This is a genomic window from Aquimarina spongiae, from assembly GCF_900141785.1.
GTDB lineage: Bacteria > Bacteroidota > Bacteroidia > Flavobacteriales > Flavobacteriaceae > Aquimarina > Aquimarina spongiae.
Window position 1 is genome coordinate 72,787 of sequence record NZ_FQYP01000011.1, and the last position, 15,968, is coordinate 88,754.

Genomic DNA, 15,968 nt, shown 5'->3' on the forward strand with positions numbered 1-15,968 from the left:
TTATCTTTTTTGTTGATAGTGATATATTAATCGATAGGTGATGATGAGAAATCCGCCAAATCCTATTGTAAATGCCCAGGTATTGGTATGTTGAATAGGAAAGAGTATCCTTTTTGCGATATCCGATAAAATTCCCATGGGATTTTGAAGGATATCCCAACTATTCCAACGCAACACTCGTCCCAGGTAAATTCCAAACCCACAGAGTAATAGGATGATGTAAATGATGAAGTGTGTAGTTTTTTTGGAAAATCGTTCTTTCAATTGTTCCTGCATTAAATTTAGAGAGGCAAAGCCAACGATCAAACCATTTACGGCAAAGGATAATATGAGTAGCACATCAAACCATATTTGTGATAATGTACTCCATCGTATATGTTGTATATCGGTAAGGATGTATGGTGAGTTGGGCAGGAACACCAACCACACCGAAAAACCGATCCAGAAAACGAATCGTCCTGGATTACTTATTTTTAGTAAAAGGGCAATTCCATAGGGGACACATGCCAGAAATAAATTCCAAACCAGAAAAGTGTAGTATAACGAATCTGTTTTTATGATTCGGGTAAGTAATAATAGACACCCGAAGAGGACCGAGCCTGTAAAACCTTTGATAAATGGTAATTGTTTGTAGATCGTTTCCATTAGATAAGAACATTTTTTAAAGGGTTCATAAATACGATATAGATGTAGCCAATAGTGATTGGGATATTGAGTAAGAACAAGCCAATAGTGGTCAGATTTTCTTTGAAATGTTGATGGTTTATAATCAAATTAAAAAGTAAACCTATCAGGGTGATCGAGTTTAGTACCAAAGCGATAAGCACATAAACAATACCTGCTCTGATCACATATCCGGATTGTGAGATGAGAAAAAAGAGTAAAAAAATAGTGCCTAATAATAAGCTGACACTAGCAATAAATAGGGCTTTTTTGTTAACGGGTTGTACGATTTTCATTTTCGTATTAAATTTTAAAAGTACTTTGAATTTCAAAGTAAATGAGTAAAAAAATATAGTTATTGTTTCAAAAGTTTTTCGATGGCTTCTACATGTTTCTTAAAGGCTTCTCTTCCTTTTTTGGTAGCACTATAGCGGGTGTTGGGTTTTCGACCTATAAATGACTTTTCTACCAGAATATATTCTTCTTTTTCTAGGGCTTTGGTGTGACTGGCCAAGTTTCCGTCTGTAGCACCCAACAGTTCTTTTAGCATTTTAAAATCGGCATATTCATTAACCATCAATATCGACATAATACCCAATCGTATTCGATGATCAAATGCTTTATTAATATTGCCTATAATATTTTTCATTGCTGTAAAATGAGATGTAATTCGTGCTTTTAGCGATCGTGCTGGATGTAAATTAAGCTGCCATAAAGGATGTGCATCACCCCAAAGCCAAGTACCCAAAACCAAAACCCGTAACCAGGATATATGGCACAAATCAATCCCAATAGAATTTCAATATAGCCAAGGTATTTTACATTACCAATAGTATACTTTGAGGCATTTACAAGAGCAAGTCCATAAAAAATAAGCATTAACGAACCTGTTAATCCATAATGATTGCTAAATATTTTGATGAGTATATAGATACCTCCGGTAATAAGAGGAATCAAAAAGGCTGACAGTAACCGTTTTGAAGTTCCGTTCCAAAGAGTTTCATTGTTTTTCTTTGCTTTTTGTGTGCTCAAAATAATGGCCGTAACAATACTCAATAAAGCTACGGCGGCAAGATCGATAAGAATGAAGGTAAAGATCTTTCCGTCAAGGATTAGATAATTTCTACCACTTTGGCTAACGAGATAATATGCAATCGCTGCTCCGGCCAAAGCATAGATGCCTGCCATGATTCCGGATAGGCCACTCAGAGAAAGAAAACGTGATGATTTATTCATCATATCCTTGATCTCCGTAATGTCTTTTAGATAGTCTTCTGTGCTCATATTTAAAAGTACTTTGAAATACAAAGTAAAATTAAATATTTCGATTATGCAAACTTTTGTTCTCTTAGCAAAGTTTAAAACATACTATTTAGAAGCTCCTTCTTTTGCTAAACGCGTATTTATTTTATCCAGAATATAGGTAGCGTTTTGTTTGTACGATTTTAAGTATTGCAGGTGATTATTGGCCGCAAGGATATTATAAGAAGCCACTCTTTTCTTGTAATCTTCACTCGTTGCGAAGTAGGAAATCATTTCCGAGGTGTTATTTCCTCGTGTCCAATCTACAAACCAATCATACGACTTGAAATCTTCAATATTTTTTAGTGATTCATTTTTTAGCATTTCATTACTAGACGATATAAAATCCAAAAAAATGGTATAAAACTGAGTGATATCGGTAGACAAAGAATCTTTTGCATTGGTGTTCTGACCAATAACTCCTTTTAATTGTTCAAACCCTTTGGTGTTAATGGTTACAGGTGTATACGTAGTTGTTATGCTAGGACATAAAGCACATTCTTTAAAGTTTTCTATGGAGATTTCTCCTGCAAGAATGCGTTTGCTTTCTGCGATTCTATGTTCTTCGATTTTAATATAATTACTTACCATCGTAGTATCTGTGCTTAGATCATAAGTAATGTTTTTTAAAATTCCTTGTAGTTGGCGGTTTTGTTTTCTTGTTTCATTGGCATTATTGATTTGTACCGCAATCAAGATTCCTATAACTACCAAAATAATTTCACCAATGGCATATGCCAGATATTTGAAGATTTTACCTTTTGTCATGGTTGATTTTCTAATTTTTCTGAATAAAGCGATCACTTAGATGTCTGTTTGTTAGCTAAAAATAGAGAAACTTTTTTGGTTTTAATTCATAATTCAAAAATGTACATTTGAAACATGAATCCAGCAGAAGCCTACATCCTTAATCAATCAGAGCCGTATAAGTCTATTTTATTGCATTTGCAGGTTATTGTTGAAACTACGGTTCCATCCGTAGAATTACTATATAAATATAAGATTCCTTTCTACTACATAGAGAGTAGACCATTTTGCTATTTAAATGCCTCCAAAGGATATGTGGACTTAGGTTTTTGGAATGCAGGTCATTTGACCAAACATCTGGATCAGATGACTACTGCGGGACGTAAAGTGATGAAATCCCTACGATATCAAAGTATTGAAGAGATCGATGAGGCAATTTTGATAGAGGTCTTACAAGAAGCGTATTCGGTTAAGGATAAAAAGTTCTTCTAGTACCAGATCAAGAGCAAGCAATTTAATTGTTGGAATAGAGTACGACACCATTTCTAAAAGAAGGATATCGTACTCTGGGAACAGTATTTTTATTTTTCTGGAGCTAATATTTTGTAAACTATACCAGCTAGAATAGCCCCTACAATTGGGGCAACCCAGAACAACCATAATTGTTCTATAGCCCATCCACCTGCAAATATGGCTTGACTCGTACTTCTAGCCGGATTCACCGAAGTGTTGGTAACAGGAATACTAATTAGATGAATTAACGTAAGACCTAACCCAATGGCTACTCCTGCAAACTTATTGGATGCATTAGAGTGTGTAGCTCCCAAAATAATAATCAAAAACATAAAGGTCATTACAATTTCGGTAACCAGAGCAGAAAGCATAGAATACTCTCCGGGAGAATGTTCTGCATATCCGTTGGCAGCAAAACCTCCGATATCGAATCCTGCTTTCCCGGTAGCGATCACATACAAAATTCCCGCTCCTGCAATTCCACCTAACACCTGTGCAATGATATAGGGTAGTAGGTCTTTTTTGTCGAATCTGCCTCCCACCAGTAATCCAATGGAAACTGCTGGATTGAGATGACAACCCGAAACATGACCTATAGCATACGCCATGGTGAGTACGGTTAAACCAAAGGCGATAGAGACCCCTACAAATCCAATTCCTAATTCAGGAAATCCGGCTGCAAGAACAGCACTTCCGCACCCTCCCAGTACCAACCAGAGTGTGCCAATAAATTCGGCAATAAGTTTTTTCATAATCTGTGTTTTAATATTGTTGTTACTATATACTTAGGTACTAGTGAAGGTCTTGTATAATAGTATTAAAACAGTGGGTAGGAATACCTGAAAGGTACTAAAAAAAATAATATCCCCTGACCAGATGATTATGAATTACTTCTAAATCAATAAAAAGAAGTATTATGTGGAATGCTTTATTCGGTGAAAAAGTAGAATTAAAAATTATTTCAACCCATTTACTACTTGTCTTATGGCTACTAGATTACTTAATAGTTTTTCCAAGTGATCCAGGTGTAACATATTCGCTCCGTCGCTTTTGGCATTGGCAGGATCAAAGTGTGTCTCCATAAATAAACCATCCACGCCAGTGACCACTCCAGCACGAGCTATGGTCTCTATCATATCCGGTCTTCCTCCGGTTACTCCACTGGATTGGTTGGGTTGTTGTAGAGAGTGGGTAACGTCAAGAACCGTAGTGCCGTATTGTTTCATGGTAGGAATTCCTCTGAAATCTACGATCATATCCTGATAGCCAAACATGGTACCACGATCAGTGATCATTACATTATCATTTTTACTATCCCTTACCTTTTTGGCTGCATGTTGCATCGCCTCAGGACTCATAAATTGCCCTTTTTTCAAGTTCACCGTTTTTCCAGTCTTTGCTGCGGCTACAACCAAATCTGTTTGACGCACTAGAAAAGCAGGGATTTGTAATATGTCGACATATTGGGCAGCTATAGCAGCATCTTCATTCGTATGGATATCTGTTATCGTAGGAACTTCAAACGTTTCACCTACTTTACGAAGTATTTTTAGCGCTTTTTCGTCCCCAATACCGGTAAAACTGTCGATTCGACTTCGATTTGCCTTTTTAAAAGATCCTTTAAACACGTATGGAATATTCAGTTTGTCGGTAATAGCAACTACTTTTTCTGCAATTCGCAATGCCATTTCTTCCCCCTCGATTGCACAAGGCCCTGCCAGTAAGAAAAAGTTATCAGCATCAAGGTGTTTCAGGTTTTTTATGTTTGAAAGATCCATAGGTGTTTTTTAAAAATGCAAAGATAAATCTTTTAAGGTTGTCATTAAAAGTATTATCCAGAAAAGTAATTATGGCATGGGGCTTGATTAAGAAGAAAGCATCAAAACAAAAACACTCTTATGAAAAAAACAATCACAGCAATTTTTTTATTGAGCACTATTTTCTTGTCTGCTCAAAATTCTACAGTGGGGGTAGAAAAACAACTATTTAAAGTAAACTTATTGTTAACACCTGGTTTGGAATACGAGGTTGGAGTATCCAAAAATTCCACGCTTGATTTTAGATTAGGAACAGGGTTAGCCTATGTAAAGGTAAATGATGATGAAGATTATGGGGTTTTCTTAAACTTTGAGGGAGCCTATCGCTACTATTATAATTTCGAAAAAAGAGCAAGTAAGGGTAAGAATACCTCAGGGAACTCTGGGAATTATGTAGCACTCACCACTTTTTTGGCTAGCGGTGATCCAATTATTGGGGATTTGGAAAGTGATACAGATTATATCGGTCAAGTAGGGCCTGTATGGGGTTTTCAGCGCACATACAACTCTGGGTTTAATCTCGGTTTAGAATTAGGATTAGGGTATACCTTTAGTGATAGCGACTCTTTTGTAGCACCAATTGTTGGTTTCAGACTGGGGTGGGCTTTTGGTAGATAAATCGATATTATAATTTTAAAAATATAGAAGCTTTATGTTTGGTTTTAAACGACTGAGCATAAAGCTTTTTTATTAATTGGATTTTCGTATACAAACTCTAAAAATATCTTGTACCTTTGCAGCCTTAAAAATGAGGCGTTTATGTCAGCTATAAAAAATATTGCAATCATTGCACACGTAGACCACGGTAAAACAACCTTGGTAGACAAGATCATGTACCATTGTCAATTGTTTCGTGAAAACGAAAACACTGGAGATCTGATTTTGGATAATAACGATCTGGAACGTGAAAGAGGGATCACTATTACCTCAAAAAACGTGTCGGTTACCTATAAAGGAACCAAAATCAATATTATTGATACTCCGGGTCACGCCGATTTTGGAGGAGAGGTAGAGCGAGTACTTAATATGGCAGATGGTGTGTTGTTGCTGGTTGATGCTTTTGAAGGTCCGATGCCGCAAACTCGATTTGTACTACAAAAGGCAATTGACCTGGGATTAAAACCATGTGTGGTTGTCAATAAAGTAGATAAAGAAAACTGTACTCCAGATGAGGTGCATGAAAAGGTGTTTGATCTCATGTTCGAATTAGGAGCAGAAGAGTGGCAGTTGGATTTCCCAACGGTTTATGGTTCTGCAAAGAACAACTGGATGAGTGATGACTGGAAAAACGAAACCAGCAATATAGAACCTTTATTGGATATGGTGATCGAACATATCCCATCTCCAAAAATTGAAGAAGGTACTACACAAATGTTGATTACTTCGTTAGACTTTTCTTCGTTTACTGGGCGAATCGCAATTGGCCGTTTGCAGAGAGGTGAGTTGACCGAAGGGATGAGAGTTTCTTTGGTAAAAAGAGATGGATCGGTAATAAAATCCAAAATCAAAGAGTTACATACTTTTGAAGGTTTAGGAAGAAGAAAAGTAGAAAAGATCGAAGCTGGAGATATCTGTGCATTGGTAGGATTAGAAGGTTTTGAGATTGGTGATACTGTTGCAGATTTAGAAAACCCAGAAGGTTTGAAAACCATTGCAATCGATGAACCTACAATGAGTATGTTGTTTACGATCAATGATTCTCCTTTCTTTGGGAAAGATGGAAAGTTCGTAACCTCCAGACATATCAAAGAACGTCTTGAGAAAGAATTAGAAAAAAACCTGGCACTTAGAGTTCAAGAAACAGATAGTGCAGATAAGTTTATGGTTTTTGGTAGAGGAGTTTTACACTTGTCGGTACTTATCGAGACGATGAGAAGAGAAGGGTATGAACTACAAATCGGTCAGCCACAGGTAATCATTAAAGAAATTGATGGACAGAAATGTGAGCCAATAGAAGAGCTTACCATCGACTTGCCAGAACATGTATCAGGTAAAGCGGTAGAAATGGTTTCTCTTCGTAAAGGAGAAATGCTAAGTATGGAAGCCAAAGGTGAACGTATGGTTTGTGAATTTTTAATTCCGTCTAGAGGGATCATAGGTTTGCGTAATCAATTGTTGACTGCTACGGCTGGTGAAGCAATTATGGCACACCGTTTTAAAGAATACCAACCCGTAAAAGGAGATATTCCTGGACGTATTAATGGTTCTTTGGTATCTATGGAAAAAGGAACTGCAATCCCATATTCTATTGATAAATTACAGGAAAGAGGTAAGTTTTTTATCGATCCGGGAGAAGATATATATGAAGGACAGGTTATCGGTGAAAATTCGCGTGGAGATGATATGACGGTAAATGTTACTAAGACCAAAAAATTATCCAACGTACGTTCTGCAGGAGCAGATGATAAAGCAAAGATTGTACCCGCGATCAAATTCTCTTTGGAGGAGGCTCTAGAATATATCCAAAAGGATGAATATGTAGAGGTAACGCCAAACCATTTACGATTGCGAAAAATCTTGCTTACCGAAGTAGAGCGAAAAAGAAATAAAGCAATATAACTATCATATAAAAACCCCAGTATTTACTGGGGTTTTTGTTACAAAAGAAGGCTTCACACATTACCTTCTCATTGCGTATCTGCTAGCTCCGGGCAATTGTCTTAAAAAGCTCTTTAGCGCTGTTAAGTCAATCGTCATAATTCCAATAAAAACTTTCATATCCTTTCCCTTTTAATTAATCCCTATGTACTTGTTTGAAGAACTAAAACTCTTCAAAAAATAGAGTACAGTAATCGGGCCAAAGTTTTTAAAATTGAAACTTTTATAGAAACTTTAAGAATCTATTCTCAAACCGAATGGTTGATAGAGATACGCTTCTTTTTGTTTTTAAAATATCCAATTATCGGTGAATTGCATTACTGGATGCACTTGGCAATTCCTTCAAGAAATTCCATAATTTTTTGAAACTAAATAGATGGATAGTGTAGAGTGATTTCATAAGCCTGTTTTTTTGTTATTAAAAATGTCCCCCAAAGAATAGCGTGCCATTCTTTATTTATAAGTGTGTTTTTGGATAAAATGTTACCACAATATTGAAGTATTTAACATTTGCCAAATTATAGTCATTACTTTATAATTATGAAATGATGGGGGATATAAAGTAAAAAATCCCGAGGGGGGTACTCGGGATTTAGAATCGATATTTTGGGGTAAATTGGGGTATGAATCTGGGGGCTAATTCAGTGTTTTGGGGCACTGTTTGGGGCTAATTCTATATTTTGGGGCGAATTGCCATAACATTCATTTCAATTACAATACAAATGTAAGAAACAACTCCGGGGTGCAACTTGTAAAAAACAATAAATTATCGGTAAAATACATTTTTTGTACGACAAAATACACAGAAAACGACGGTTTCACATATTTTGAAGTGTGGTTTTTACATAAAACCTATGGATTTGTAAGAAAATACTGAGGCTTGAAAAGACGTAGAAATTATCCTTTTCGTTGTACAACTTCAAAAACTTTATTGCCATCGCATTTCAACGTTTTAGAAGGGTACTTTAGTAATAAAGCATAATCATGTGTGGCCATCAAAATGGTATTTCCATTTTTATTGATATCCTGTAAGACTTCCATAACCTCGACTGAAGTTTGTGGGTCCAAATTCCCCGTAGGCTCGTCTGCCAATATCAATTCTGGATCATTAAGCAATGCTCTGGCAATAGCAACACGTTGTTGTTCTCCTCCAGAGAGTTGATAAGGATATTTAAAGTCCTTGGTTTTCATACCCACTTTATCCAGAACATCATCAATTTTGCTGTCCATGGCTTTTTCATCAGTCCATCCGGTAGCTTTAAGAACAAACAAAAGATTTCCTTTTACAGTCCTATCGTTAAGTAATTTAAAATCCTGAAATACAATCCCCAATTTTCTACGTAGAAATGGAATTTGCTTTTCTTGTAGCGTAGAAAGATCAAAATCTACAATGCTTCCTTCTCCCTCCAACAGAGGTAAGTCTCCATAAAGCGTTTTCATGAAACTACTTTTTCCAGTTCCTGTTTTTCCAATTAGATACACAAAATCTCCTTTGTTTACTTCAACATTTACATCAGAGAGAATTAGATTTTCACGTTGATAGATGGAAGCATCTTTAAGGTGTAATACCGTATTGGACATAATGAATGATTCTGAATTTATTAAGACTTGATTGGTAAAAGTAAAAAGTTTTCGGATAAAATGGCCAGGTTCAACCTTAGATTTTTACTTCAGTTTTGTGATATAACCCGTTTTTGGGGATTCTTATTTTATAGGATGTCATTTTTTTATCCACTATTTAAAACTACTATAATTCATATTTGTCGATTCCTAGTGTAATTATCTCCAAATTCTTTCGTTATTAGTATGAAGATTAGGCTATCTTTAACACAAAATTTATTCGCGGGAAACGATATTTACCTTTTTGATTGTAATACCTAATTCGATGAACAAATACATCATTTCGATGCTTTTTGTGATTGGCCTGTCTGCACTAACATCTGCACAACAGTCTGCCATTTACACCAATGAGCTGGTGCTCTATAATCAAGCACTTGAATTATATAATAATCGACAATTTCTTGCCGCCCAAAATCTTTTTGATAAGGTAAGAGATATGGTGGATGATGAAAATATTGATGCTGACTGTACCTATTATATTGCGAATTGTGCAGTATGGCTTAATCAAAGAGATGCGGATCAACTCCTTGAAGAGTTTGTGATCAAATATCCCACTAGTATCAAGCGCAATTCGGCATATCTGGATGCTGCGAATTATTATTTTGATAATGGGAAATATGCGTATGCAAGAAAATGGTATGAAAAGGTAGATGAAGGAAATCTAAGTCGTAAAGAAAAAGAAAGGTTTAATTTTAATAATGGATATGCCTATTTCAAAATTCAAAGATTTAATGAAGCTAAAAAATTCTTAAGTAGAGTACAAGATTCGCCAGAGTATGGGGCTAAGGCCAAATATTATCTGGGTTTTATTGCCTATGAAGGAGATAACTATCAAGAAGCGGATCGGTTGTTTGATGAGGTAAAAGATTTGAATGAGTATAATAAGAATCTCTCGTACTTTCAGAGTGATATGAATTTCAAGTCGGGTAATTTTGAAGAAGCAATACGAGAAGGATTAGCGCAGCTCCCAAAATCCAAGCCTTCGGAAAGATCAGAATTAAACAAAATTATAGGGGAAAGTTATTTTAATTTGGGTGAGTACCAAAAGGCGATTCCGTATCTAAAAGAATACAGAGGTCGTAAAGGAAAGTGGAACAACACAGATTATTACTACCTGGGATATGTATATTATAAAAATGGAGATTATGCAAGTGCCATTTCAGAATTCAATAAGATTGTCGATGGTCGCAATGCTACCGCTCAGAATGCATATTATCATCTAGCCGAATCATATCTTAATACAGATCACAAGCAACAGGCATTGAATGCTTTTAAGAATGCTTCAGAAATGGATTTTGATGCCAAGATAAAGGAAGATGCCATGTATAACTATGGGAAACTAAGTTACGATATTGGTAACTCTTATGAGAGTACTCCTAGTGTATTGCTTAATTTTTTGGATCAGTATCCTAATACCGAATATGAAGAGGAAATGAAAGAACTTCTAATAAGTTCTTATATCACTTCCAAGAATTATAAAGAAGCGATGGATCTTCTGGAAGGAAGTCGGAACTTTGCCGATAAAGAGGTATATCAGAAGGTAGCATTCTATAGAGCTATAGAATTATATGGAGAAAACGACTATAACGAAGCCATCATCTATTTCGATAAATCTTTAAAACAACCCGTGCATCCAAAATTTGAAGCCAGAGCGATCTACTGGAAAGCAGAGAGTGCTTATTTATTAAATGATTTTGATGAAGCACTTATTGGTTTTAAGGAGTTTGAGAACAGTACAGGGGGATCTACGATATCCGAATATGAGCAATTAGATTATAATCTTGGATACACCTATTTTAAATTAAAACAATACCCCCAGGCCGCAAAACATTTTGAAGCCTATTCGAATAATGATAGTGCCGACGAACTTCGACAAACCGATACTTTTTTGAGGTTAGGAGATAGTCATTTTATTTCCAGTAAGTATTGGCCAGCTATGGAAGCTTATAACAAAGCCATTAAAGCCAATGGGCCTGATGCAGACTATGCGCACTATCAAAAGGCCATAAGCTATGGTTTTGTAAATAAGAACAATCAAAAGATTAAAGATCTGGAAATGTTCTTGCTTCAGTATACTAGATCAACCTATCGTGACGACGCTATGTTTGCGTTAGGAGATGTGTACATCGCAGAAAACAAAATTGATCGTGGTATCCAAGCATATGATCGTTTGATAAGAGAAATACCAAGAAGTTCGTATGTGCCAAAAGCATTGTTAAAACAAGGGCTGGTGTTTTATAATGGAGACAAAGGCAATAGCGCATTGTCTAAATTTAAAAGAGTTGTGGCCGATTATCCGGGATCTGCAGAAGCAGTACAAGCAGTAAACACAGCAAGATTGATTTATGTAGACCTTGGCAGAACCGATGAGTATGCTTCTTGGGTAAAGGGATTAAGTTTTGTGAGCGTTACCGATGCTGACCTGGATAACACTTCTTACGAAGCAGCCGAAAAACAGTTTTTAGAAAATAACGAAAGCGCGGCTATCAATGGGTTTGAAAAATATTTAAATGAATTTCCTAACGGTATACATGCGTTAAAGAGTAATTTCTACTTGGCGCAGCTACTTTTCAAAAGAGGGGATAAAGATGCTTCGATTCCGCATTACGAATTTGTTTTGCAAAGCGATCGAACTGAGTTTACAGAACAAGCTTTAGCTCGGTTATCACAGGTGCATCTTGAGAATAGAAGCTACGAAAAAGCCATTCCTATATTAGAACGACTAGAACAGGATGCAGATTTTCCTCAAAACATTGTTTTTGCACAGTCTAATTTGATGAAGTCTAACTATCAGTTGCTCAATTATCAAAAGACAATCGAATATGCCGATAAGGTATTGGCGAACCCAAAAATTGAGAATGACGTCAAGAGCGATGCAAAAATATTTACCGCAAGAGCCGCCTTACAAACCAATGATTTGGTACGCGCACAAAAAGCGTATAAAGAAGTTCGAAAAATAGCAAAGGGAGAACTTGCAGCAGAATCACTGTATTATGATGCGTATTTCAAAAATTTGAATGCTGATTATAAAAACTCTAACGTAACCATCCAAAAACTAGCGAAAGATTACCCTGGATACCGACTTTATGGATCTAAAGGTTTGGTTCTTATGGCAAAGAACTTTTATGGACTTAAAGATGCCTATCAAGCTACCTATATCCTGGAAAGCGTAATCAAAAATTTTGCAGATTATCCCGATGTGGTCGAAGAAGCTACAGAGGAGCTTAAAAAAATCAAAGCTGAAGAGGCAAAAACTAATTCATCCATCCAAACCGAACAGTAATCCTAGTTGTAAAACGATTTGTAGTTTATGATTCCATATTTTAAAAACGTATTTCTTTTTATCTGTATTTGTATGATAAGTGCTATGGTTGTAGCACAAGAGAAAGAAAAGGAAGATCTTGAAACCGAAAGGGTGGTTATTGTAAAAGCGTATACGCCAACGATAAGTGATGCTTTCAAAATTAAATCGAATCCAGAGTTAAATGATTCGGTAACCCAACAAAAGAAACCTATTCGATATAGTATTTTTTCGGTACCTGTAGCTTCTACTTATACACCAGCCAAAGGTAGAGCAGCAAATATAGATCGGCCAAAACCTATCAAAATATTTGATAATTATGCCACTTTAGGCTTCGGAAACTTTACTTCAGTACTCGCTGAGTTCTATAGTAATTTTCAAATCAATAGATCGGATAATATAGGACTGTATTTGCATCATAATTCTTCTCAAGGAGGAATTGAAGACGTGGAACTCGATGATAAATTTTATAATACCTCTTTGGATCTTAATTATACCTCGAGAAACAGAGACTATACCTATGGACTAGAGTTTGGAGCAGAACATCAGTTGTACAACTGGTATGGATTACCAGAAACACCTGTGCTTACTCCTGAAGAGATAGCAGCTATAGATCCACAACAGAACTATTTTGGTATAAAACTAGGTGGTAAAGTACAGTTTGATGATTTGTATTTTAAGAAAGCAACCCTCAAATATCGATTTTTTGGAGATGGACTAAGTTCTACAGAACATCATGTAGTGGCAAAACCTTCGTTTGAGTTTGAAGCAGGAGATTCTCTGATTAATACCAACTTTATAGTAGATTACCTAACTGGTAGTTTTGATCGGGAATTCGATCCGGCATTACAACTTCCGAATACATATGGGATTCTTAATCTGGGAGTAAACCCAAGTCTGGCCATACTTAAGGATAATCTTACAGTTAATCTGGGGGCTGCGGTATTTTATAGTATCGATACCGAAAACAGCGATAATGATTTCTTTATTTATCCAAAAATAACGGCTTCATATAGAGTGATAGATGATGGACTTATTGCTTATGGAGGTCTAGAGGGAGATTTAGAGCAGAATAGTTATAGAGATGCAGTGCAGGCTAATCCTTTTGTTTCGCCTACCTTACTTATAGAACAAACCAATAGATTATACGATGCTTATTTTGGATTGAAAGGAAAGATATCTGATGTTGTTAGTTATAATGTTAAAGGAAGTTATCTTTCAGAGGATGAAAAACCACTTTTTGTACATAACCCAAGGGCTTTTATTGCTTTAGAAGGATATGATTATGGTAATTCATTTTCATATCGATACGATGATGTAACTACCTTATCGGCTTATGGAGAACTTAAGTTTGAAATCAACAAAAAGTTCACCTTAGGAGCATCCGCTACCTATTTTAACTACGATACAGAGGATGAACAAGAGGCATGGAATCTACCTGAAGTAGAAGCTTCGGTATTATTAGATTACCAGATCAATAAACAATGGTTTTTGGGTGCGCAACTATTTTATGTAGGAGAGCGACAGGATATCGATAATACCGTAACCGCGGTTCCAACTTTACCATTAGCAACAGTTACACTAGATAGCTATTTTGATGCCAATGTAAATGTTGGATATCGATTGAACGATCGATTGTCTTTGTTTGTAAAAGGAAATAATCTGATAGGAGAAAACTACGAACGCTGGGTAAATTTCCCGGTGCAGGGAATACAGTTTTTAGGTGGTGTCACGTATAAATTTGACTACTAGTACAGAGTCCTTTAGTTGAATACAACTAGATTAGGTATAATTTTTGTTATCTTAAAGAAAATTTCGTCCTATGAAAATCATGGTGTTTCTCTTGGTTGCGTTGTTTTCATATACTGCAATAGCTCAAAAAAACTTTAAACTCTACTATGAAGAGACTGAAAGCGGATTTATAATACTTGCCGATAATGACGAGTATAGCCCAGTATCTGCAAAGATGAACTTCAGGTTAGAAAACCTCACTTCTTCAAATGGAAATAATAAGGTTTTTGTAGTACCTGCCCAAACTAAAAAGCATATCATTACCGAGCTCAATGTTGTAGATCGAAGAAAACCCTTAAAATTGGGATTCGAATCGGCATATAATCACGGAGATCATACACTCAACACCTACGATAAAGATTTTGAGTATCATTTACCTTTTGCCAAAGGAAAAACGTTTTGGCTTTCACAAGGATATAATGGGGCTATTTCTCACCAAAATGAATATGCTTTGGACTTCAAAATGCCTATGAGTGCCAAGATTCATGCCGCACGAGATGCGGTGGTGATAGAGGTACAACAGAGTTATGAAAAAAGATGTACAACTCAAGACTGTGCCAAATTCAATAATTATATTTTGGTATATCATAGCGATGGCACTTTTGCAGAGTATACTCATATCAAGAAAAATGGATCCGTGGTAAAAGTAGGAGATAAGATCAAACAAGGACAATTTATAGGATACAGTGGTGATGTAGGTTGGGCCACGGGACCACATCTTCATTTTGTAGTTTTCTTTCAACGGTTAAAAGAACGAGTTACCTTAAAAACAAAATTCTTAACCGGTAAAGGTAAACAAGCGATTCAGCTTATTGAAAAAGAACAATATACTCGAGACTATTGAGAAACAAAGTAGGATATCTACTTACTAGAACATGAGTTCTCAATACGCTATACCCCTGTTTTTGGGTGTTTTAATTTCATTGTTTATGGCGTTTTAAGTGCGGATAAACCAAGATATCTTGCAGTATCTAATTGAGGTTTATCAATGTTTAAACCTTATAACGCTATATGTAAGATGAAAAATATCAATTTAAATACTTGGTTCACTCTTTTTGCTTTGTTGTTTATTCTCACTGGGGTTTGTAGTTTACTTCATAATGCTTACGAACAAGAAACCTTGGTTTTTACACCGACCACGACTTTTTTAATGAAATTACACCCTATACTTAATCTCCCTACAAATGGTTTGGGATATAATGGTTTTGTAAATGGTTTGTATGGTATTTTAGGGGGATTGGTCATAAATGTACTATTATATTCTTTCGCTCTCGAACGCTTTGTTTATGGCTTTAAAAGCTTGTGCAGAAAAGTCATGGTGTTCTAACTCTTTTCATAGTATAAAGTCATAGTTTTAGGTCATTCTTATTTTCTTCCCTGTTCAGGTTTACTGATATTTGAATAATCATACCTCTTGGATTCGTATAAAAATTAAAATAAGAGGTAATATTTCATTTGGTGATGACACACACAATATATCAAATGAAAAATGGAGTAAAGCAGAACGAATTAATCGTTCAGTTCTTGATATCAGAAGAATTTTGGAATACATCAATTGTAGCAGAGTACGAAAGAAGGACTCCTTTTTCGTTTCTTCCAAATTAATAACTAACTAA

Annotated in this window: 16 protein-coding genes; 8 read left to right on the forward strand and 8 right to left on the reverse strand. The window is 35.8% G+C overall.

The window, feature by feature from the left end; all coding sequences use genetic code 11:
- The 5 genes from BUE24_RS21425 to BUE24_RS21445 form a co-directional block, all read right to left on the reverse strand.
- The gene (locus BUE24_RS21425) at positions 1 to 645 is read right to left on the reverse strand and encodes a DUF1361 domain-containing protein (RefSeq protein WP_084549649.1); all 645 of its coding nucleotides are present in this window, start codon (positions 643 to 645) and stop codon (positions 1 to 3) included.
- Positions 645 to 959 (reverse strand): hypothetical protein, encoded by a 315-nt coding sequence (locus BUE24_RS21430; protein WP_073321046.1) that lies wholly within the window; start codon positions 957 to 959, stop codon positions 645 to 647. Before BUE24_RS21430 ends, BUE24_RS21425 begins: the two co-directional genes overlap by 1 nt.
- 59 nt (positions 960 to 1,018) lie before the next feature.
- Positions 1,019 to 1,312: a winged helix-turn-helix domain-containing protein gene (locus BUE24_RS21435; protein WP_073321048.1), complete on the reverse strand. Its 294-nt coding sequence runs from the start codon at positions 1,310 to 1,312 to the stop codon at positions 1,019 to 1,021.
- A gap of 29 nt (positions 1,313 to 1,341) precedes the next feature.
- Complete coding sequence (locus tag BUE24_RS21440; RefSeq protein ID WP_073321050.1) at positions 1,342 to 1,947, reverse strand: hypothetical protein; 606 nt, start codon at positions 1,945 to 1,947, stop codon at positions 1,342 to 1,344.
- An 84-nt stretch (positions 1,948 to 2,031) separates the two neighbouring features.
- Positions 2,032 to 2,733 (reverse strand): DUF6090 family protein, encoded by a 702-nt coding sequence (locus BUE24_RS21445; protein WP_073321052.1) that lies wholly within the window; start codon positions 2,731 to 2,733, stop codon positions 2,032 to 2,034.
- A gap of 114 nt (positions 2,734 to 2,847) precedes the next feature.
- Between BUE24_RS21445 and BUE24_RS21450 the strand changes: the two genes are divergently transcribed.
- Positions 2,848 to 3,204, forward strand: a complete 357-nt coding sequence (locus tag BUE24_RS21450) for a DUF1801 domain-containing protein (protein ID WP_073321055.1) — start codon at positions 2,848 to 2,850, stop codon at positions 3,202 to 3,204.
- 89 nt (positions 3,205 to 3,293) lie between these two features.
- Here BUE24_RS21450 and aqpZ read toward each other — a convergent pair whose 3' ends face one another.
- Both aqpZ and kdsA read right to left on the reverse strand, forming a co-directional pair.
- Positions 3,294 to 3,977, reverse strand: coding sequence for an aquaporin Z (gene aqpZ, locus BUE24_RS21455; protein WP_073321056.1), 684 nt, complete (start codon positions 3,975 to 3,977; stop codon positions 3,294 to 3,296).
- A gap of 204 nt (positions 3,978 to 4,181) precedes the next feature.
- Complete coding sequence (kdsA, locus tag BUE24_RS21460) at positions 4,182 to 5,003, reverse strand: 3-deoxy-8-phosphooctulonate synthase (protein WP_073321058.1); 822 nt, start codon at positions 5,001 to 5,003, stop codon at positions 4,182 to 4,184.
- A gap of 120 nt (positions 5,004 to 5,123) precedes the next feature.
- Between kdsA and BUE24_RS21465 the strand changes: the two genes are divergently transcribed.
- Together BUE24_RS21465 and typA are read left to right on the forward strand one after the other, a co-directional pair.
- A complete protein-coding gene (locus tag BUE24_RS21465; RefSeq protein WP_073321060.1) occupies positions 5,124 to 5,660 on the forward strand; it encodes a DUF3575 domain-containing protein in 537 nt (178 codons plus the stop codon).
- Positions 5,661 to 5,801: 141 nt separating this feature from the next.
- Positions 5,802 to 7,601 (forward strand): translational GTPase TypA, encoded by a 1,800-nt coding sequence (gene typA / locus BUE24_RS21470; protein ID WP_073321062.1) that lies wholly within the window; start codon positions 5,802 to 5,804, stop codon positions 7,599 to 7,601.
- A gap of 936 nt (positions 7,602 to 8,537) precedes the next feature.
- Here the strand turns inward: typA and BUE24_RS21475 are convergent.
- Positions 8,538 to 9,221: a cell division ATP-binding protein FtsE gene (locus BUE24_RS21475; RefSeq protein ID WP_073321064.1), complete on the reverse strand. Its 684-nt coding sequence runs from the start codon at positions 9,219 to 9,221 to the stop codon at positions 8,538 to 8,540.
- A gap of 304 nt (positions 9,222 to 9,525) precedes the next feature.
- On the opposite strand from BUE24_RS21475, the gene BUE24_RS21480 reads away from it, so the two are divergent.
- The 5 genes from BUE24_RS21480 to BUE24_RS24110 all read left to right on the forward strand — a co-directional run bounded on the left by BUE24_RS21480 (position 9,526) and on the right by BUE24_RS24110 (position 15,957).
- Positions 9,526 to 12,543: a tetratricopeptide repeat protein gene (locus BUE24_RS21480; RefSeq protein WP_073321066.1), complete on the forward strand. Its 3,018-nt coding sequence runs from the start codon at positions 9,526 to 9,528 to the stop codon at positions 12,541 to 12,543.
- Between the two features lie 27 nt (positions 12,544 to 12,570).
- On the forward strand, positions 12,571 to 14,313 hold the full coding sequence (locus BUE24_RS21485; RefSeq protein ID WP_073321069.1) for a TonB-dependent receptor: 1,743 nt from the start codon (positions 12,571 to 12,573) through the stop codon (positions 14,311 to 14,313).
- 70 nt (positions 14,314 to 14,383) lie between these two features.
- Positions 14,384 to 15,196, forward strand: a complete 813-nt coding sequence (locus BUE24_RS21490; RefSeq protein ID WP_073321072.1) for a M23 family metallopeptidase — start codon at positions 14,384 to 14,386, stop codon at positions 15,194 to 15,196.
- 174 nt (positions 15,197 to 15,370) lie between these two features.
- Positions 15,371 to 15,679, forward strand: coding sequence for a hypothetical protein (locus BUE24_RS21495; RefSeq protein WP_073321075.1), 309 nt, complete (start codon positions 15,371 to 15,373; stop codon positions 15,677 to 15,679).
- A 134-nt stretch (positions 15,680 to 15,813) separates the two neighbouring features.
- The gene (locus BUE24_RS24110) at positions 15,814 to 15,957 is read left to right on the forward strand and encodes a hypothetical protein (RefSeq protein ID WP_170864654.1); all 144 of its coding nucleotides are present in this window, start codon (positions 15,814 to 15,816) and stop codon (positions 15,955 to 15,957) included.
- Positions 15,958 to 15,968 lie beyond the last annotated feature (11 nt).